This window comes from Wolbachia endosymbiont (group A) of Acrocera orbiculus (assembly GCF_947250015.1).
Classification (GTDB): domain Bacteria; phylum Pseudomonadota; class Alphaproteobacteria; order Rickettsiales; family Anaplasmataceae; genus Wolbachia; species Wolbachia pipientis.
Window position 1 is genome coordinate 1,031,287 of sequence record NZ_OX366272.1, and the last position, 19,134, is coordinate 1,050,420.

18 protein-coding genes and 3 pseudogenes are annotated in these 19,134 nt (G+C 36.2%); 9 read left to right on the forward strand and 12 right to left on the reverse strand.

Features of this window, described 5'->3' with window-relative positions; translation table 11 throughout:
• The 3 genes from OOL03_RS05095 to OOL03_RS05105 form a co-directional block, all read right to left on the reverse strand.
• Nucleotides 1-1,827: a phage terminase large subunit family protein gene (locus tag OOL03_RS05095; RefSeq protein WP_264707182.1), complete on the reverse strand. Its 1,827-nt coding sequence runs from the start codon at nucleotides 1,825-1,827 to the stop codon at nucleotides 1-3.
• Nucleotides 1,824-1,949 (reverse strand): hypothetical protein, encoded by a 126-nt coding sequence (locus OOL03_RS05100; protein ID WP_264707183.1) that lies wholly within the window; start codon nucleotides 1,947-1,949, stop codon nucleotides 1,824-1,826. The genes OOL03_RS05095 and OOL03_RS05100 overlap by 4 nt, the downstream gene beginning before the upstream one ends.
• 22 nt (nucleotides 1,950-1,971) lie before the next feature.
• Nucleotides 1,972-2,831, reverse strand: a protein-coding gene (locus OOL03_RS05105) for an IS630 family transposase (protein WP_264707019.1) whose coding sequence is annotated in 2 segments (ribosomal slippage) — nucleotides 1,972-2,507 and nucleotides 2,507-2,831 — 861 coding nt in all. Because the reading frame shifts where the segments join, the coding sequence is not laid out codon by codon here.
• Between the two features lie 157 nt (nucleotides 2,832-2,988).
• Between OOL03_RS05105 and OOL03_RS05110 the strand changes: the two genes are divergently transcribed.
• Nucleotides 2,989-3,759: a hypothetical protein gene (locus OOL03_RS05110; protein ID WP_264707184.1), complete on the forward strand. Its 771-nt coding sequence runs from the start codon at nucleotides 2,989-2,991 to the stop codon at nucleotides 3,757-3,759.
• 1,233 nt (nucleotides 3,760-4,992) lie between these two features.
• Here OOL03_RS05110 and OOL03_RS05115 read toward each other — a convergent pair.
• The gene (locus tag OOL03_RS05115; RefSeq protein ID WP_264707185.1) at nucleotides 4,993-6,060 is read right to left on the reverse strand and encodes an AAA family ATPase; all 1,068 of its coding nucleotides are present in this window, start codon (nucleotides 6,058-6,060) and stop codon (nucleotides 4,993-4,995) included.
• A 21-nt stretch (nucleotides 6,061-6,081) separates the two neighbouring features.
• Between OOL03_RS05115 and OOL03_RS05120 the strand changes: the two are divergent.
• The 7 genes and pseudogenes from OOL03_RS05120 to tsaD form a co-directional block, all read left to right on the forward strand.
• A pseudogene (locus tag OOL03_RS05120) lies at nucleotides 6,082-6,300 on the forward strand (hypothetical protein); the annotation flags it as partial.
• A 4-nt stretch (nucleotides 6,301-6,304) separates the two neighbouring features.
• The gene (locus OOL03_RS05125; protein WP_264707186.1) at nucleotides 6,305-6,499 is read left to right on the forward strand and encodes a hypothetical protein; all 195 of its coding nucleotides are present in this window, start codon (nucleotides 6,305-6,307) and stop codon (nucleotides 6,497-6,499) included.
• Nucleotides 6,496-7,929, forward strand: coding sequence for a hypothetical protein (locus OOL03_RS05130; RefSeq protein WP_264707188.1), 1,434 nt, complete (start codon nucleotides 6,496-6,498; stop codon nucleotides 7,927-7,929). The genes OOL03_RS05125 and OOL03_RS05130 overlap by 4 nt, the downstream gene beginning before the upstream one ends.
• A 10-nt stretch (nucleotides 7,930-7,939) precedes the next feature.
• Nucleotides 7,940-8,500 (forward strand): hypothetical protein, encoded by a 561-nt coding sequence (locus OOL03_RS05135; RefSeq protein WP_019236467.1) that lies wholly within the window; start codon nucleotides 7,940-7,942, stop codon nucleotides 8,498-8,500.
• Nucleotides 8,493-8,810 (forward strand): annotated as a pseudogene (locus OOL03_RS05140) (phage tail protein); the annotation flags it as partial. The gene OOL03_RS05135 and the pseudogene OOL03_RS05140, both read left to right, overlap by 8 nt.
• A gap of 62 nt (nucleotides 8,811-8,872) precedes the next feature.
• Nucleotides 8,873-9,732, forward strand: a protein-coding gene (locus OOL03_RS05145; RefSeq protein ID WP_264707019.1) for an IS630 family transposase whose coding sequence is annotated in 2 segments (ribosomal slippage) — nucleotides 8,873-9,197 and nucleotides 9,197-9,732 — 861 coding nt in all. Because the reading frame shifts where the segments join, the coding sequence is not laid out codon by codon here.
• Nucleotides 9,733-10,110: 378 nt separating this feature from the next.
• Nucleotides 10,111-11,118, forward strand: a complete 1,008-nt coding sequence (gene tsaD / locus OOL03_RS05150) for a tRNA (adenosine(37)-N6)-threonylcarbamoyltransferase complex transferase subunit TsaD (RefSeq protein ID WP_264707189.1) — start codon at nucleotides 10,111-10,113, stop codon at nucleotides 11,116-11,118.
• Nucleotides 11,119-11,470: 352 nt separating this feature from the next.
• Here the strand turns inward: tsaD and OOL03_RS05155 are convergent, their stop codons facing one another.
• The 3 genes from OOL03_RS05155 to OOL03_RS05165 form a co-directional block, all read right to left on the reverse strand.
• Nucleotides 11,471-11,986 (reverse strand): transposase, encoded by a 516-nt coding sequence (locus OOL03_RS05155; RefSeq protein WP_264707190.1) that lies wholly within the window; start codon nucleotides 11,984-11,986, stop codon nucleotides 11,471-11,473.
• The gene (locus tag OOL03_RS05160; protein ID WP_007552904.1) at nucleotides 11,976-12,239 is read right to left on the reverse strand and encodes a hypothetical protein; all 264 of its coding nucleotides are present in this window, start codon (nucleotides 12,237-12,239) and stop codon (nucleotides 11,976-11,978) included. The genes OOL03_RS05155 and OOL03_RS05160 overlap by 11 nt, the downstream gene beginning before the upstream one ends.
• Before the next feature lie 509 nt (nucleotides 12,240-12,748).
• Nucleotides 12,749-14,383 carry a hypothetical protein gene (locus OOL03_RS05165; RefSeq protein ID WP_264707191.1) on the reverse strand — a complete coding sequence of 545 codons (1,635 nt, stop codon included), beginning with the start codon at nucleotides 14,381-14,383 and terminating at the stop codon, nucleotides 12,749-12,751.
• Between the two features lie 94 nt (nucleotides 14,384-14,477).
• Between OOL03_RS05165 and OOL03_RS05170 the strand changes: the two genes are divergently transcribed.
• Nucleotides 14,478-15,866, forward strand: a complete 1,389-nt coding sequence (locus OOL03_RS05170) for a phosphomannomutase/phosphoglucomutase (RefSeq protein ID WP_264707193.1) — start codon at nucleotides 14,478-14,480, stop codon at nucleotides 15,864-15,866.
• Nucleotides 15,867-15,972: 106 nt separating this feature from the next.
• Here OOL03_RS05170 and OOL03_RS05175 read toward each other — a convergent pair whose 3' ends face one another.
• The 5 genes and pseudogenes from OOL03_RS05175 to OOL03_RS06855 form a co-directional block, all read right to left on the reverse strand.
• Nucleotides 15,973-16,701 (reverse strand): Rpn family recombination-promoting nuclease/putative transposase, encoded by a 729-nt coding sequence (locus OOL03_RS05175; RefSeq protein ID WP_264707196.1) that lies wholly within the window; start codon nucleotides 16,699-16,701, stop codon nucleotides 15,973-15,975.
• The gene (gene ltrA / locus OOL03_RS05180) at nucleotides 16,698-17,996 is read right to left on the reverse strand and encodes a group II intron reverse transcriptase/maturase (RefSeq protein ID WP_319803729.1); all 1,299 of its coding nucleotides are present in this window, start codon (nucleotides 17,994-17,996) and stop codon (nucleotides 16,698-16,700) included. The genes OOL03_RS05175 and ltrA overlap by 4 nt, the downstream gene beginning before the upstream one ends.
• Before the next feature lie 8 nt (nucleotides 17,997-18,004).
• On the reverse strand, nucleotides 18,005-18,199 hold the full coding sequence (locus OOL03_RS05185; RefSeq protein ID WP_319803715.1) for a reverse transcriptase N-terminal domain-containing protein: 195 nt from the start codon (nucleotides 18,197-18,199) through the stop codon (nucleotides 18,005-18,007).
• Nucleotides 18,200-18,283: 84 nt separating this feature from the next.
• Nucleotides 18,284-18,427, reverse strand: coding sequence for a hypothetical protein (locus OOL03_RS05190; protein ID WP_173862902.1), 144 nt, complete (start codon nucleotides 18,425-18,427; stop codon nucleotides 18,284-18,286).
• A 454-nt stretch (nucleotides 18,428-18,881) separates the two neighbouring features.
• Nucleotides 18,882-19,121 (reverse strand): annotated as a pseudogene (locus OOL03_RS06855) (PD-(D/E)XK nuclease family transposase); the annotation flags it as partial.
• Nucleotides 19,122-19,134: the final 13 nt, after the last annotated feature.

Here is a 19,134-nt window from a genome sequence, read left to right on the forward strand (position 1 = left end):
CTACTTGCTGATCCATTTACTTTTCACTATTTTCTTTGATTTTTTACTTTCTGGTTTTTCACTTAAACTATTCCATTTACTCTCTGGCCAACGATCAATTCCAAGCGCAATAGATGCTGCTCTCGCATAAATTCGGCAATCCAGTACTTCATTTCTTTCTCTTACCTTTTGCCATTCTTGTTTGGTGTATCCTTTTACTACCTTGCTGACTAATTGCTCTGCCGTTAGCTGCTTAAAATATTCAGGTGCATACTCCGGAAAATGACAGTATCCAGGTAGAGCTTTTCCCTCTTCTTCTTTTAAAACATTAAGTAATTGAAAAAGCTCTGACTTTAATATCGATACTCCCACTGGCCAAAGCTTTATTCCTCTTTTTAGCTTTTGACCACCAACTGTTATATCAACTCTACTTGGGCTGCTAAGTGGTACTAGTGCTTTATTTACACCTTTTACTGCCATTACTCTTCCAGAGCCTTGATGACCTCTTACCCAATTATACACTTCCTGCGTTGCATACCCGGCATCAACTGCCATCATGCTTATCATGTATTCAAGCCCATTTTCACCGATAAAATGATGATTTAAGAGCTCAGAGAGTTTTCCCCATACTTCTCCACTTCCTGTATCTCCTTCAAATACTCGATAGTCTATTGACCAACTTTCACGACTTTTTCCCCATGCTACAACTTCTACCTCTAGACGATCTTTTTGGACATCTACTCCTGCAGTAAGTACCACTTCTCTCCTAGGTACTGTGCCTACGGGAAAAAATTCTCTCCTGTTAAATAATTGTTTCCAGTCTGGTACTTCTCCTTTATCTACCCAGGTTTCTCCAAGCGTAGTATTTATCCAAACTTTCAGTAATTGTTCACTTTCTTTTGCATGAAGAAAATCTTCTACTGCTTGTTGCCAACTATACCAACCAACTGGGCTATAAAGACTTGAAAGATGAAATCCTTTTTTCTCACCTTTTACTCTATTAGTAGGCCTCCATTCTCCACGTTCAAGCATCTCTGTCTTTTGATGATTTTCTATCTTTTTACCACATTCTATACATACATAGTGTGCTGTATTTGGATTTTTATCTTCCCATTTTATTTGTGACCATTTTAGAACTTGATAGTAATTACAATACGGACATGGTACAAAAAAGTATCTCTTATCTGTTGCTTCAAATTCCTTCTCAATTCTGCTTATTCCATGAATCGTTGGTGTTGATACTAAAAAAATCTTTCGCCGTGCAAATGTATTAGTACGGGCTATGCTGAGTAAAACTGGATCTCCTTCACCTCCTGAATCTCCTGGGTAGGCATCTATTTCATCAAGAAAGAGATATTTTACTGGCATAGATCTCAGTGCTACACTGCTATTTGCTCCGGTTATTACTACTATTCCACCTGGAAATTCCTTACTTTGTACAGTATTGCCTGAGTCTCTTGACCTTGGGTCTTTTACTTTACTCTTTAAACATGGCGTACTCTCTATTAACGGCGCAAATCTTCCCTTTGACCAACGTTTTCCCATTTCAACTGTTGGCTGTACTACCAGCATTGGACCAGGAGTCTGATCTATGATGTAACCAATCCAATTGTTACCAGCTTCTGTTCCCCCAATCTGCGCTCCTTTCATGAATACTACTTTTTCTGCTGGTGAGGACGGAGAAAGTGAATCCATGATTTCTTTTAAATAAGGAGTTCTTTCCGTTCTCCATTTTCCTGGTTCTGATGCTGCAGTTGGCGCTAAAACTCGATACTCATTCGCCCACTCTGATACTTTAAGCTGCGGATCTGGTCTTAAACCTTCAGAAAAAGATGTTGCGTATATCATACCTCTAGCTCTTCACCATCACTAGATGATATTTCCACATCACTTAAATTAGGACTACTTGTTTTCTCACTTTCGAGTTCAATAAACATTTTCTTTTCAAGCGCTTCTTCTATATATAGCATTTCTCATAATAGTCCAAACAGGTCATAGGAAGGCAGAATCAACAGCACGAAGAAAGGATTCGAATAGAGGAATGTTTTTCCTGGCTCTGTTTTTTATAGCAAACCAATGATGCTCAATTTTGTTGAAATCTGGAGAATAAGGCGGCAGATACAAAATTTCTGCACCAACCCCTTTAGCAAGCTCGATAATCTTATCAGACTTATGAAAAGTAGCATTGTCAAGAATGACAGTCTGTCCAGGTTCCAAGATCGGTGTCAAAAATTGCTCAAACCATCCATTAAAAACATCCATATTACAGTGGCCTTCAAAGGTTAACGGAACAACTATCTTTCTTCCACTTAAGGCTGCAACCATACTGATTCGTTGAGTTTTCTTTCCAGATTTTAAGGCATAAAACCGCCGTCCTTTCTGGCAATATCCGTAGGGGTAGTCTTCGGTGTTATCAATGCCAGACTCATCTATATACACTAAGTTTTTAGGTTCTTTTGTCGCTATAATTTTCAAAAATTCAGCACGTTTTTCTTCGTTTCTTTCCTTGTATCCATATGTCTTTTTTTGCGCGTAAATCCAATTTTTTTAAGGGCTCGATAGATCGTTTGGATACTAACGTTGTTCCAAAGTTTAGCCATTTCCGATAGAGTCTTTCCTCCGTGTTCTCTGGCAAATTTGGCAAAGGTATCCCAGTCGGTAATTTTGTGATTGTAACCCCCATTTCCAAGTTTTTTTGATTGAAAGTCTCCTGTTTCTTTTCTTCTTTGCTGCCACTCCCATAAAGTAGTTCGTCCAATCTTAAATCTTGCTGCCACTGTTTCTCTGCTTTCTCCTTCGTCTAGCGCTTCCATTGCTTTTTTTCTTAAATCATAACTATATGCTGCTGGCATTCAACCTCCTTATCATCATCTATCCTTATCCTATCACATCCGGACTTTTATCGAAAGAGCTATAATTTGTGAAAACTGCAACCATGATATTTTACCTAATACCTACAAGAAGCAAAGATTTAACCGCTTATCTGCATATTTAAACCCAGAGAAATTTATGAATTGGTTTGAAGGTCAGCTAAGTGATACAAATTTTATGTGGCAAAAAGTGGAAAGTGGAGTTTATCATGTTGGTGGACAAGGTAAGATTGTAAGTTTAATCATACTTGATTTTTGCACCAATCCAATATTCTTAACGATAGATAAGCTTAAAGCTAATCCAACTGTATTAATAATACTAAGAAAAAATCCATCAAACATACCTCTTGATTTGCCCACAGTAAAAATGGTTGACCTTTTCTTTCAGCATAAGACTTTAATTGAAGTATTCCAAGAAGCAGCACAAAGAGGAGTACTAGAGTTTATACCAAATACTTCAATGCAAATCTTACATACTGCACTTAATCTAATTGAACCTCCTAAAGAGAAGGAATTGCTAAAGTTGCAATTGATAGAGGGCTCACTTTATGTAAATAATATAGAGATTCTAAATAAGAAAGCTGTAGCATGTATGAAAGTTTTGCGCGTATTATTTGAACAATTTTTGAATGATTGTAAAAAAGAATTGCCTCCTGAAAAACACATGTTGCTTAGCATAACTGAAATAGAAAAACGCCTAAATCTTGATCCAGAAGCAGACCCAGAACATCACATCAGAAAACCACTAAACACAATCCAAAGAACAATAAAAACCACCTTAGCTAAAAAGTTAGGATTAAACATCGAACGTAATGATGTGATTCAAACAGTTGGTTGGCCTGGATCATCGCGTAAAGATTATGGCTACCGTATTAACCCTTTCACTGTGCTGATAAAAGTAGTTCGTTAAGTTTTTAGTAGATTAAAGTCTCTCCGGTTCAAATCACCTATAAATAGTTTCCCAGTTCCCATTTTACAGTTGGAGCAGGGCTAGTAGCTTTTGGTTTTATATCACCTGCAGCATAGGTGCTTTAACTGCTCTTCATATTGCCTTGCATTGACAAATTTTTTCCTTCAAAGAAGATTCACTTGTTGAGATTTCCAAAATGGCACCATGCAAGCCTGCTAAAAACAGTATTCACCTATTGTAGATAAGGTATGTTTTTTGTCTCTTTCAGGCTTTTGTTTTTTCTTAAGTCTTTACAGCTAAAATAAAACGTGATATAGCTGCACAAGGTTTTCTATTGAGTTAAGCTACACATGCCCCTCATTGGGTTTTTAATGTAGTTTACAAGAGTTCTTTGGGTTAAACCTATAAATTTTCCACCAAGTGGTATAATTACTCTAAAAAGCATTAAAAATAGGAATTAAAAAAATAGACTGTTATCAAGATGAATTTTTCTTCAACTGCTTCTGTGCTAAGTGACATCTAATCACAATAGATATATTACATACTACTAATATGTAATATATTATATATATAAAGGAATCTGCCATTCTGCCAACTTGCTCAAATCAGCCATAGAAGGGAACTTTGGAACATATTTCAAGTTGGCAACTTTCTGCCATTCTACCAACTTATTACTTTTTCTAAGCTACTGATTTTCTTATATTTTTATCAATTTTAAGTTGGTAGAATGGCAGATTCTTCAGTTTGCCAACTTGCCATCTTGCCAACTTAATATATAATTCTACTATCTCCTTTTGCAATGTTATACATTTCTTGGTTTTTAGCTGTTAACTGCATCTGGTAAAAGATAATAATTTGGAAATTTTTGGTATAATCTGTGCTCCTAGGTCCTGATTTTTCTCAAGCAGCTCATTGAAATAGTATTTTCTCTCCTCTCTTTAATTCCTTAGTCCTACTATATTCAAATTTTCAGATATTTTTAAAAGGCTTGCCAGACATGTTTATATCTGTTCTATAATTATCTTTTTAGCATTTGTATTTACTTTGCTATTTTGTTGAATGGGTATTTACTTCCAAAAAATTTTTGTTTCAGACCCCTAATTCGTTTGCTATCTATAAAGAGGCTATTTGCTTCTTTAGCTTTCCTATAGATGTTATCTATAATGAAGATTGAGTAACATTATATTTTCATTATACTAATAATAACTAACATTGTATATTATCTTTCCCATATTATTTCTCAGAGTTATGTAAGACCCATACATCCCTATTTTCCACAGGTAGAGTCGCTCCATTGTTTGGTACAAGATAGTAATCTGGTTTTACCAATACATACTGATTTTCAGCAATTTTTAGCTCCATGTCTTTTACACATAGGTAACCATGCTTCGATCTTGTGTTTGATAATCCATATTCATCACACTTCTTGAAAAATTTTATATGACCTATCATTGCAAGATTACTAATTCTTTCACGAATGCTACGATCACTACCAAGTCCGAACTTTCCTTCAAAACACTTTGCAAAGCTAGCTGCAGTATATACTTCTCCTCTATACGCTTCATTAGAGATTAACTCTAAAATTATATCACATCTTCTTAGACGTTCTAAATCCAATTTAGTATTATAGCTAGACCTTACTATTCTTTCTGAATTTAATGTATCATCAGATTGTATAAACGCACCGTTATGCCAATAAAATGAAATCTTTTCTTCGTTAGATGCAGAATAATTTGACTTCTTACGGCAAAGTACTCGTTCATTACCAGAAGCATCAGCTTTATCTGGCTTTGACAAGTACCAACGAGATCTTACTGTATTATTCCACGCAGTTGAACCACCTGTACCTGTTTTACGTATTATTCCTGAATCAGAAGGATGAGCACATAATAATACAGCTCCTTTTATTACTTTTACTATTTTTCCACAACAACTTTGAATAAATTGTCTCACATGAGAGCGATTGTTTTCATTGCCACCAAATAAGTCTGCTGCTGTATCTAAAACTACTAGCTTTGGTTGAAACAATTTAATATCTTCAAGTAATTCTTCAAAGCAATGAGTTAATTTACCTATATCTTTGTTATCAAATACCATGAGTAGATTATCTTTCCACACTCTCGATAAAAAGCCAATATTATCATGAAAGTCACAGGATTCCATATCTAACTGATATAATCTATTTATAGCACACTGTCTTCGCCACAGCTCTTCTGTATCATCTTCACAAAATACACCATATGTCTTCATCTGCTCAATTTCCATTCCCAACCAAGATTTACCTGTGCTCGCTGCTGTCATTAGTTGTTGAGCAAGTAGAGACTGATACCTGGCACTGCAGATGTTAAAGCGTATGTGCAAAAAAACGTGGATTGGCAGTTAGTGAATTTAACATCAGGAAAACCAATAGGGGAAAATTGGGTGGAGAGAACTCACGTACTGACAAACTTTAATGGCAATGAGACAAGAATAAAATTGGTTTTAAGTGGAACGGTTGTCTATCGTCCTAAAGTCAAAAATCTACGAATCATTATCACTTAGCAGAATGTCAGATGATAAAACAAGCAGAGGATATTCACTACCTCATCCAGAAAACATTGCAGTGGAAGATGTAGTACGTATTCGCAGAGCTATAGAAAAAATAGATGAAGATATTACCGAAAGAGAAGATGAGCATAATCAACTAAAAAATAATTTTAAACGATTTAGATTTGAAACTTTTTTGAATTTTTGGGAATGAAAGAAGCAATAGAAGCGTTACACCAAAGGATAAAGGATTTAGCAGCAAACAGCACACCTGATCAACTGGCATATCTTGCAAAATCGCTGGAGTTGATAGCAGATAAAAAAGCTATTTCCAACATTGTGCAGATGACTGAGGTAAAAAGGATAGTTGATGCACTACAAAAGAGGCTTAAGGATTTAGCAGAAAACAGTACACCAGATCAATTAGCATATCTTGCTAAAGCATTGGAATCAATAGTCGACAAAAGTGCAGTTTCTGAAATTGTACAGATGACTGATGGTAAGCTAAAAGAACTTCTTGATAGTGCAAAAAAACACTTAACTGATCTGGATAATAAAAAAGCTAGTTCTTTAGCAGTGATCTCTGAATCAGAGAAGCAGTTATTAAAGAGAATTGATGAAAAAGGAACAACAAATTTATCGCTACTTGATACGAGAAAGAATGCCAATATTGCAGCAATAAATAGCATTAGTAATAGTCATAAAGATGGTCTTAAAGGTTTAGTAGAAGATTTTCGTGCTGTTACCACTGGCTCATCAATTATTAGGGAAATAGAAACTCGTGATAACCAATTAAAAACATCCCTGATAAATGAGGTAAAAACTCGGGATGAACAGTTAAAAGCGTCTCTTATAAATGAAATAAGGAAGCGCAACATGGTTGAACCAGGGTCATTACCTTTCTTATTTAGTGTACTTGGCAGAAAAAATAATTATTTTGGCCACGGAACTTTTACGACAGAGCTTGGAAAGTGGAGTAGTGATATAACAAAAACTGACTATATGTTACAACTACTAGCAGGTAGCCATACGTACAATACAGATTACGTTAGTTTTTATCAGCCAAGACAACTCAGTTTTATAGAGGGAAGTAAAGGAACATTTATTTACGGAGAGTTATGCACAAAAAGTTTTTCGGGTAGTTATGATGAGATATACTATTACCCGTATGCTGCACTTGGAGTAGTATTTGTAAAAAATACAACCAATGTGAACATAAATAAGACAATGGAATTTGTTGGATCATCGTATTCGAGTACGGAGTATGGGGGAGCAGGATTATTTGTGGGAACTCCTGATAACACTAATTCTAATAAATCAAGTATTTCAAAAATAGTATGGAAAAATGTTTACCAATACACGAGTTCTGATAGCAAGTTAGCCGGATCTGGTAATGTGGAGATTCCAGCAGGAAAAACAGTTGCAATATTACTTTACACATCATCTTATCTGTATTCCAGAACACAAGTTAGTCAAGGTATGCTTGCATCAAATTATGTACACAACTATGGTCAATTTATTCAGTGGGGGATTTATAACATACGTAGCAATTTTCTCACCACAGGGCTTGAGGTAGATGTGGAAAGGACGCTCAGGGCTTGGCAATGTCCAGGGTTAGAACGAACTGATCAAATATGGCAATGAGGAGGAATTTGTGACTATTTATATACGTTTTGAAAACCACAAGCAGATTGAAACAACAACACTTGAAAACAAGCCAACTGGAAATGATTGGTATGAAGCACCAAAGAATTTTGACTGGCAAAAAAGTTATTGTTTAACAGAAGGAGAGAAAATTGTTGAAAGGAATAAGGAAGATATTGAGCTGGAATTATTGGAAAATGCGAAACTTTCTGCACTTGATAGTGTGCGTTTTTATTTTAATAACTATACTAACGAATACGCTGGAAATTCTCACCAAAAAGCTAAATCGTATCAAATACAAGAAAAAGCCGCAAAAAGCATTCTAGCAGCACCAGAGTCTATAAGTAAAAAGGATACAGAAATTATAGAACCATTAGCAAAAGTCCGTGGTATTACAGTTATTGAAATGGCAAGAATAATTGAAGAAAAAGCAAAAAAAGCAGTAAAAGAAATAATTAAATGTGAAGAGTTGGAAGACATTACCAAGAAGAAAATTGCAGAAGCCAAAAGTAAAAATGAGCTAGAGAACTTACTAAACGATTTTAAACAAAAGATACAAAGAAATGGCTGAAGAATTTTTACACGGAGTAAATGTTATTGAGGTAACCTCAGGAGCAAAGACAGTACGTACAGCTAAATCATCAGTGATAGGTGTAATTGGTACTGCACCTGAAGCTGATGAGCAAAAGTTTCCGCTAAATAAACCAGTGTTAATTGCAGGAAGCTTAAAAGAAGCAGCAAGACTTGGAAAGAGTGGCAGTTTACCTTCTGCAATAAACGGAATATTTTCCCAGATTGGTGCAACAGTAGTAGTTATTCGAGTTAAAGAAAGTGAAAACAGCGATTCAAAGCTCAAAGAAAGTGAAACTATCCAAAATATATAGCTCTTTCGATAAAAGTCCGGATGTGATAGGATAAGGATAGATGATGATAAGGAGGTTGAATGCCAGCAGCATATAGTTATGATTTAAGAAAAAAAGCAATGGAAGCGCTAGACGAAGGAGAAAGCAGAGAAACAGTGGCAGCAAGATTTAAGATTGGACGAACTACTTTATGGGAGTGGCAGCAAAGAAGAAAAGAAACAGGAGACTTTCAATCAAAAAAACTTGGAAATGGGGGTTACAATCACAAAATTACCGACTGGGATACCTTTGCCAAATTTGCCAGAGAACACGGAGGAAAGACTCTATCGGAAATGGCTAAACTTTGGAACAACGTTAGTATCCAAACGATCTATCGAGCCCTTAAAAAAATTGGATTTACGCGCAAAAAAAGACATATGGATACAAGGAAAGAAACGAAGAAAAACGTGCTGAATTTTTGAAAATTATAGCGACAAAAGAACCTAAAAACTTAGTGTATATAGATGAGTCTGGCATTGATAACACCGAAGACTACCCCTACGGATATTGCCAGAAAGGACGGCGGTTTTATGCCTTAAAATCTGGAAAGAAAACTCAACGAATCAGTATGGTTGCAGCCTTAAGTGGAAGAAAGATAGTTGTTCCGTTAACCTTTGAAGGCCACTGTAATATGGATGTTTTTAATGGATGGTTTGAGCAATTTTTGACACCGATCTTGGAACCTGGACAGACTGTCATTCTTGACAATGCTACTTTTCATAAGTCTGATAAGATTATCGAGCTTGCTAAAGGGGTTGGTGCAGAAATTTTGTATCTGCCGCCTTATTCTCCAGATTTCAACAAAATTGAGCATCATTGGTTTGCTATAAAAAACAGAGCCAGGAAAAACATTCCTCTATTCGAATCCTTTCTTCGTGCTGTTGATTCTGCCTTCCTATGACCTGTTTGGACTATTATGAGAAATGCTATAATTTGAGTAGTAGATGGTGTCATTCCAGTGCTTGACACTGGAATCCAGGAATTTGGATTGGGCACTAAGTTGGTGAGCATAAAAGTGGCTGATCTTATGTTAAAACACAACGTTCTTGATGAGATTACGGCAAGGCTGGATTCCAGTGTCAAGCACTGGAATGACACCATTTGCTGTGCAGTTTACCTTTAAGAATGAATGTTCGTACAGTTGTGCGCGGTATCTCATCAGCTAACACGTAGCGGAATGACGGTTGTCGGTAAATCTTTTAGCTATAGAAGTTAACTTTGCAGTTAACTTCTACAGCGTTTCAAAGTATAGTTTTGGTAATACAGTAACTAAATATACATGAAAACCATTTTAGCTGTTGAAACAAGCTGCGACGAAACTGCAGTAGCGATTGTAAATAGTGACAAGCAAGTCATTGCTCACGAAATTCTCTCCCAAGCAGAACACAAAAAACGTGGTGGGGTGATCCCTGAAATAGCTTCACGTGCTCATATGAAGCATTTAAGTGGTCTAATAAAAAGCGCCGTGGAAAAATCTAACCTTAACTTTTGTGACCTCAATGCAATTGCAGCAACATCAGGACCAGGACTCATAGGTGGATTAATAGTTGGTACAATGATGGCTAAAGCAATTGCGCATGTAGCACAAAAACCGTTCATTGCAGTGAATCACTTAGAAGCGCATGCATTGGTTATTAGGTTACTGCATGAGGTAAAATTTCCATTTTTAGTCCTACTAATATCAGGTGGTCACTGTCAATTTTTAATTGCACAGGATGTAGGTAAATACATTAAACTTGGAGAAACGCTCGATGATTCACTAGGAGAAGCATTTGATAAAGTTGCTAAGATGCTGGGTTTAAGCTATCCCGGAGGGCCATTAATTGAAAAGTTAGCTAAAAAAGGCAATGGTGCAAGATTTAAATTGCCAAGGGCAATGATAAAACGTTCTGGATGTAACTTTTCGTTTTCTGGAATTAAAACAGCAGTAAAAAACTTAGTGCAAGAACTTAAAATGAGCGAGCAAGATGTGTGTGATGTATGTGCTTCGTTTCAAGAGTGTATTAATGACATACTGCTGGACAGGGTTAGTAATGCGATTATTATGGCCGAATCTTTAAATATCAAAATCAATGACTTTGTGATTACCGGCGGAGTTGCAGCAAATAATTTCTTGAGAGAAAAATTAAAACAACACATAAACTTAAACATATTTTTTCCTCCCAACAACCTATGTACAGATAATGCAATAATGGTTGGATGGGCAGGAATTGAAATGTTACAGAAAAGCTATATAGATTCTCTCAATTTTGCACCAAGACCTAAGTGGGAGTTAGAGAGTTATTAAAAGCTCTCAATTCTGAATTATAGCTAAAGTGACTTAGGTTCTCTAATTGCACATAAGTCAACAATAATTTTCACACAAATCAAAACAGCATATCTTCTCCATAATCCTTGGTAATTTTACATAAGTTAAAAGTAGCATATGGTTCTCTCCGCGGTCTGAGATGACAATAAATTTGTCAAGCCGCATTATACTTGTTAGGCGGAAGTGGACGGCAACATATTTACCACGAAGTCTAACTAAGTTCTTGCTTGTCCCTTCCATCGGCATTGCTATCTTTATTTTCAATAAAATTATTGTCCTATGCTCTTTTGATGTTTATTGATAATAAAATTCTGTTTTATCAACCAACATCCTATACATAATTACAGCTAATTTTCTTGCTACTGCTACAATTGCTTTTTTCATTCCTTTTTTCTTCGCAATCCCAGTTTTTTAATTTAAATGTCCTCTTGGTAACTGTAAGCATTGTTTGTGCAGCTTCATATAACATACTTCTACATTCCGCTGGTCCCATCTTTGATATGCTGCCATGCCGATCAACTTCTCCAGAAGAATATTGCCTTGGTGTCAACCCTATATATGCTCCAACTGTATCAGATTTCTCAAACCTATGTGGGTTATCAATTGCAGCTTTATACGTCATTGCTACTATAATCCCCACTCCTGGAACAGTAGTTAACAATTTACAATCATCGTCTTTTTCACCTTGTTCTGAAAGCATTTTGTCAAGCTTTCTTAATGACTTTTCTATTGCTTCCAAACTACAAACTAACGCTTCAATTGAACTCCTACTGATTTCATCCAAATTATTTATTGCCTCTTGTATTCTTAAAGCGAAAGTTTCAAATTTTGATCCTTTATCGACCATGTATCTTCAACAACCCTCTTATTGTTCCAATAACCTGCTGTTTGCTACACATTAGCTGTCTTCTGCTTCCAAGCGCTATTTTAATTTGACAACTGATTTTACTAACACTTCTCATCATCTGCGCTATACCCCTCGCATCGTTTTTATCATTCTTATTGATTCTTGCAGACAACGCTGCTGCCATATGCCTTGCATCTACACAAATTACTGGTAATCCAAAACTCCTTAACTCTTTGCACATTGATATTGACAACTATCCACTTTCTATTCCTATGGGTTCGTATTTTTTGCCTTGGCTAATCTGCTATTGCCTTACTTTCGCTTGCAACAACTTCTTCCTTAACAACTTTTCCTTTCTCATCAACGATACTTATAAAAGTTTCTTTTAATGAGATCGCTATAATATTTCATGACCTACTGTAAAAGTTTAAATTATTTTTGAAGAACCAATTCATTGAATTTGTTACTTCGTGCTAAAATAATGGAGTATGTCTCTCCATCATTCAATAGCAATTACAGTATGTTTAGCTATAATTTGAAAAACAAAAATTCGTCATTCCGCTACTAGTTAGCGGGATCTAGAGATACCGCGGCGGCATGACGTAGGATTGCTGTCATCCCGCTGCTTGTTAGTGGCTAAGAGATACTGTGAATAAATCACGGTATGACGGTTAAGTATCCCGCTACGTGTTAGCGGCTGAGATAACGCGAATAAATCGCGGGATGACGTGTTGCTTGGGTCAGCTATAGAAGCAAAACTCATCATTTTGAAAGAGGAGGAGATTTTTCCGGACCCTCAGCGGAGATTGATTTTGGATCTGATAATTCTGTATTTACCTTGATTGGCTCTAATGGAGTTTTCTGCTCTTCCGGTTTATCATCTGGAATTGGAACAGGCCAATCCATAATGTTTTGCGGTATAACTTCTGTTTCTTTAGCTTCTTTTTGACCTGTTGAAGATGATGCATCAATTCCTGCATTTTTAGTAACTTCTTGTTTGAGTTGTTTATTTTCTTCTTGTAATTGCTTTAAATTTTTCTTTAACTCGTCAATCTCTCTTATTTTTTGTTTTAATTGTTCAGATATAGTTAGTTTGTCTCTAGTCAATTTTTTGTTTTCTTGTCTTAACCCACTAGCTATTCTGCTTGAGTTGTTGTTTACAGCTTGTATACCTTGGTCTTGCTGCTGCATGCTTGTTCCTCTACTTTCATATTCAACTTCAGTTTGAGTTGCCTGACCTTTTTCCTGCTGTAATATGTTCTGCAGTTGCTCTAGACTTTCTTTGACAGACTTCAACTCTTCTTGTAACATGTCTTCCTTTTCTTTATAACTCTCTTCGAGTTCCGCAAGTGTGGATTTTAAGGAGTCACGTTCTAAGCTTAGATTGTCACGCTGCTCTGCAAGTTTGTTAATTTCATTTATAGCCTCATCTACACCTTTTAATCTTTCTTGTTCATACTTTTTCTCATAATCTTTGTGTATTTCTTGTTCATCGTAGTCATCGTCAATGTATTCATCAGTGATTTCGGACTCTTCATCATCAATCTTGCTTTCAACAGAAAAAGAACTTCTACGAGAAGAAGGTGTGCTAGGAGAGAAATACCCACTGCTGCTCGGTGTAGGTGACTGTGGTGATATATGTGGATCTTTTGTAAATATTTCCTCTGCTGGTACTTGCTGATCATCTACACTCCTGGACATGCCAGTAAAAGCTTGATACAGAGTTTTTCCGTTGATAAAAACTTCTTTATTTTGTCCGACTAACTTTAATACTTCTTCTGAACTCGTTATTCCTCCAAATTTTGGCTCACCAATAACACTCTGTATACCACCAGAATCCAATTTTACGGTCATGCTACAGTCTATGCTGTTACCTTCAGAATCCTTAGCCTGCCAATTAATGGTCATTTCACATGAGCTTGAACCAGTAAAATCATAGTGCCTTTCGCTGCCTTTTTTGGTTGCAGTTATTTGACTATCTTTCCCTAAAGATATGTTATAAACCTTACCTTCACTGCTGGCCCTTAAAATATTGCTAATTTCTATTGGTTTTTCTTCATTTTCAAATCTAATTTTGAAGTCATTATCTTTTGTTGAATACGCTAAGAAATTTTGACCAGGCAGAGACGACTTAAGTTCTTTATGCGTTGCGTCTATTGATTGCTCAAATTTTTGGAACTCCTTTTCCCACTTTAAATTTATCTGTCCTGTAATGTTCTCATCTTTGCGTAAAGGACCAATAAAGTACCAGATGAGATTTTCTTCCTTTAGTTTTTTTATAAAATCCTGAAGATCGTTGCAAGATTCAATGACACTTAAAATATCATTTTTCTTCTGTTCATCTACATCTAAACTTTGACTTTCAGCTATAAATACATTTTCGTTTTCCTGTGGCATAATTTTACATTTTAAAAAATATACTATAATATTAACAGATTTCTTTAAAAAGTCAACTAATTGTTGGATAAATAAACTTGAGCATTTGGCTAAAATGTTATATAGTAGTCACTTCAAGAAGTACAGTATGGACAATACCATTATAAGAAAATACGATATTAGAGGTATAATAGGCAAAGATTTGCAGATTAATGATGGGTACGAAATAGGCAGAAAGTTTGGCCAAACCGTAGCTAATGTTTGTGTCGGCTACGATAGTAGAATAGATTCACCAGGTATAGAAAGAGAATTAATTAGGGGCTTAACTTTATCCGGTGCAAATGTTATACGCGTTGGACTATGCTCTTCACCTATGCTTTACGCTGCAACACAAATCACACAGGCGGATCTTGGTATCATAATAACTGCCTCTCATAACCCCAGCGAATATAATGGCTTTAAATTTTTTAGTAATAAAAAAGTCTTCTCAGATCAAGAGATAAAGGAAATTATAAGCAGTCCAATTAAAAACAGCACAAGAATTGGAAGCTTAATTAACATAAATATATATAGTGAGTACATTAGCATATTGAAAAGTGCGGTAAAGAACAATAATACACAAAAGTTAAAAATAGCCTGGGATTGTGGAAATAGTCCAGCAAGTGGAATCATAAGGTATATTGAAAAGATCTTGCCCGGTCATACGCACATCGTAACCAATAACTCTATAGATGGGGCATTTCCACTGCATGATCCAGACCCCATAGAGGAAAAGAACCTCGCTCAATTAATTGACATTGTGAAGGAATATGAATGTGATCTTGGCATTGCGCTAGATGGCGATAGCGATAGGGTGCGCTTAATTGATAATAAAGGCAGTATTGTTTCCAATGACCATTTATTTATAATTTTTGCACGTGAAGTGTTGGAGGAATATCCAGAAAGCAAAGTTATTGCTAACGTAAAAATGAGTATGAAAGTGCATGATTTTGTTAGCAAGTTAGGAGGGCAAGTTATCACCTGTGCTACTGGACATTCACTAGTTAAGAAGAAGATGGTAGAGGAAGAGGCAAAGTTTGCTGGTGAATTAAGCGGGCACTTCTTCTTTTCTGAGCTAAGTTTTGATGATGGGATATATTCTGCTGTTAAAGCAGTTGACATTTTGCTTAAGAAAAACCAAAGCCTATCTCAGGTGATTGAGGATTTACCGAAGTTATATATCACTCATGAAGTGAAGATTGTAGTGAAAGATGAGAAAAAGTTTCAAATAATTGAGTCAATAAAGAAAACACTGGAGCAGCAAAATATTGTATTTTCAGATCTTGATGGTGTTAAGGTAACCGATAATAAAGGTTGGTGGCTTCTTAGGGTATCAAATACGCAAAACTGCATTACAGCAAGATGCGAAGGAGAGACTTTAGAGGGTTTTGAACTTACTAAAAAGGTTTTGTTCCATTACATTGATGAAGCAAGGTCTTTAAATTGTAGCTACTCACAGAAATAAATTTGATTTATAAAATTGACATGAAAGTATAAAGATAAATAGGCTAAATGTACTTATCACCTGGTCAGGCTGCAGCATTATTTCGTGTAACCGTTTGCGGGTCCACTTAATTCTGCAATTCTTTGATCTCACTCATGGAGAGGCCAGTAAACTTAACAATAGTGGTGACATCAACATTATTAGCCAGCATTGTTTTTGCAACTTCAATTTTTCCTTCCTTTTTAGCATCATCAAGTTTTTGTTCAAGAACAGCCCGTTCATCACGAATACGTTTTATTTCCTGTTCGTAGGCAATAAATTCTTTTTCTGACCAGTTGAATCTATTTAGTTCTTCATATGCCTTTTTAATTATTACATCACTACCTATTATCTTTTCCAATTCTTCTTCGCTAGTTTCATCTGCATATTTAAAATAATAGATCCATTTTTCAACTATACTCTCCAATTGGTCTTCTTTAGTTTTAGGAAATTTTGGTAACTCAATAAATGTAAAATAAAAATCTTTTAAATCATGTTCATAGCTATCTTTGTCTAACATTACATGATCTGACTTATACTCAGATTTATTAGGAAAGAGAATACAATCAGCAATAGCTATAAAAATGATTTCTTTAAGATCCTGATATTGATCACCTTTATCAGCTTGCCTTGAATAAGCTTTAGCAGCGTAATATTGAGCACGTTTTTCAAAGCCTTTAGTTTTGGCAACTTGGTCAGGTAAGGAAGCAGTATTACTACTACTCCCTCCCTTAGAAACGCAGCATGCAGGTTTCCCCACACTACGCTTGAGCCCCTTATCTAAGTTCTTCTTTTCTCGAACCGGCTTGTCTTTCATAAATCCTCAGAATACATCAACTTTAGTGGTGACACTAACAGTAGAGAACCTTCTCTTGAAAAGGAGCTTGCTAACATTCTTGTTCGTTTCACTCTCTCATCAAAATACTTTTTCCATTTTAAGTCAAGTGGATTTGCATCCGCCCTGATTTTAACATGACGTCTAATAGGAATGTCGCTTAGTTTGAGTAAGCTCATAAACCTTATTTCCTTTGGTTTGTTCTTGCATACAGAAGTAGCAAAGACCCATTGACGATGATTCATTACTTTAAAGTAACGATTTTTTATCCAACGTAATCCTTTACGGGGATGTCTTGTCTTTGCCCATTTCCATAAACTATGCCAAATTTCATTGTCTATCTTGCTGAACGCTTTTTTAGCACACACATGACGGTAGTAGTTTCCCCATCCTCTTAATAAAGGGTTGAGTGATTTAATTACTACAGCTTGTGAACTGCCTATATTTGCTTTTATTAATGCACGCACTTTTTTAAGAAATCTCTTAATACTTTCCTTCGAAGGCGTAATAAATAATTTCTTACTATATCTACGCACATTACAGCCAAGAAAGTCGAACCCTTTTGTAATAAATGTAATCTTTGTCTTTTCTTCTGACAGAGCTAGACCTCTTTCACGAAGAAAGGATGATACCATAGGCTTGACTTCATCTTCCAGTAACTCATGTGTGAAACCTGAAATAATAAAGTCGTCTGCGTACCTGATTAAATTTACTCCACTTCTGATTTTGTCTCTTCTTTTGCTACCTAATTTACCAAAGCGACTTTCTAATAACCGTTCAAGACCATCTAAGGTAAAATTAGCTAGTATTGGAGAAATTATACCTCCTTGCGGAGTGCCAGCAGTTGTGGGATACAAGGTTTTTGACTCTAGGAAACCAGCCTTTAACCAACTGTGGAGAATTTTTTTCTCCATAGGAATATGCTTCATAAGCCATTCATGGTTAATGTTGTCAAAGCACCCTTTGATATCGCCTTCTAATATCCATTGTGGTCGATTGCGCCTTGCCAATAATAAGTGACAAGCCTTAATAGCATCTGCGCAGGATCTTTTGGGCCTAAAGCCGTAGGAGTGACGATCACTGATTGTTTCAGATATCGGTTCCAGAGCAAACAAATACAATGCTTGCATAGCTCTATCTTTTATCGTGGGTATTCCAAGAGGTCTTCTTTTGCCATTAGATTTATTGATATAAATTCGTTTTAGCGGGGAAGGTTTATATCCTCTTTGCTTTAACTGCTTTATTCCTTGAATTTTAGCATTGCAAGTTAACCACAGTTGACGATCTACACCTGCCGTGTTTTTCCGTGGTTTTCAGTTACTCTTTTAACAGCTAAAGCTTTGCTACTAAAGGAGCGTGTGAGAAGATGTTGTAAAGCTTTCACCTTACCCCATCTTCCTTGTTGGACAGCCTTAACAATACGTCTTTGTAGCCTCATAACAACTTTTTGGCATTTCTCTTCCGGAGTAACTGGTTCCATGCTTCGGAGTTGTTGGTAGGTGCACTTACAGTTGTACTTGTAATCATCTGCTTTCCTACCTTAAGTGGTTAACAAAGTTTCTTGTCATGAGGGACCAAATGGAAGTCTGCTCGTTTTCACGCGAATTAATGTTACAAATTCTATCCATTTCGTTACAAAATGGCATTCGCTTTCTCCATTATCCTTTACCTGCACATCCATCAGCATTCCTTGCGGGTTGCCTGCCATATAGGCGAAAATACAGGCTTACCCTGTTCCTTCTATCATACAACAGTGGGTTAGGTGGCTTCTCTATACCGGTGGAATTATTATTTGCGTACATCCAGAAATGAAAAATGTAACTCATCCACATTACCTTTTGGTCGGAGCTTATCAGCATCTTTAGCTCTTTAATCGTTACGATACTTATGAAGCTTCACTTACGTTCACCATACCACTAAGCCTAGCGCTCCAACCACATGATGCTTGTAGTTTATGCTTTCTCTCACGATTGAGCATCTTCTTTATCAAGAGGAGGTTCATTGTCCGCATCGCTCGGCACCAACCGGTTACCCGATTCGCACTGATGCGTAGACTCAGATGGCAAAACATCTGGTTTAATAAGTTTTAGGATTCTTTCAGTTTCTTTCTGAAGGAATTCCTCTCCTTTTAAACAATATGACCGAAGACTTTCAGGTCGCACCATTTCGACTATTACTTGCACCCCATTTTCATCCCTGCAAAGAACATCAACGATACTTTGTTTTTTAGAGGCAATTTCAGCATCTTGAATAGTGCTGAGGAATTCTATTTCTTTTATTTCATCTTTGCCAGTGAACCCCAAAATATCATTGAGAAAGTGAATGAGGATGTCTTTATTTTTTTCAGTACCAAATATTCTTTTGAAAGAGTAAGAGTTCAATGGACTAAGATATTTACCCATCGAACCCTCCTCT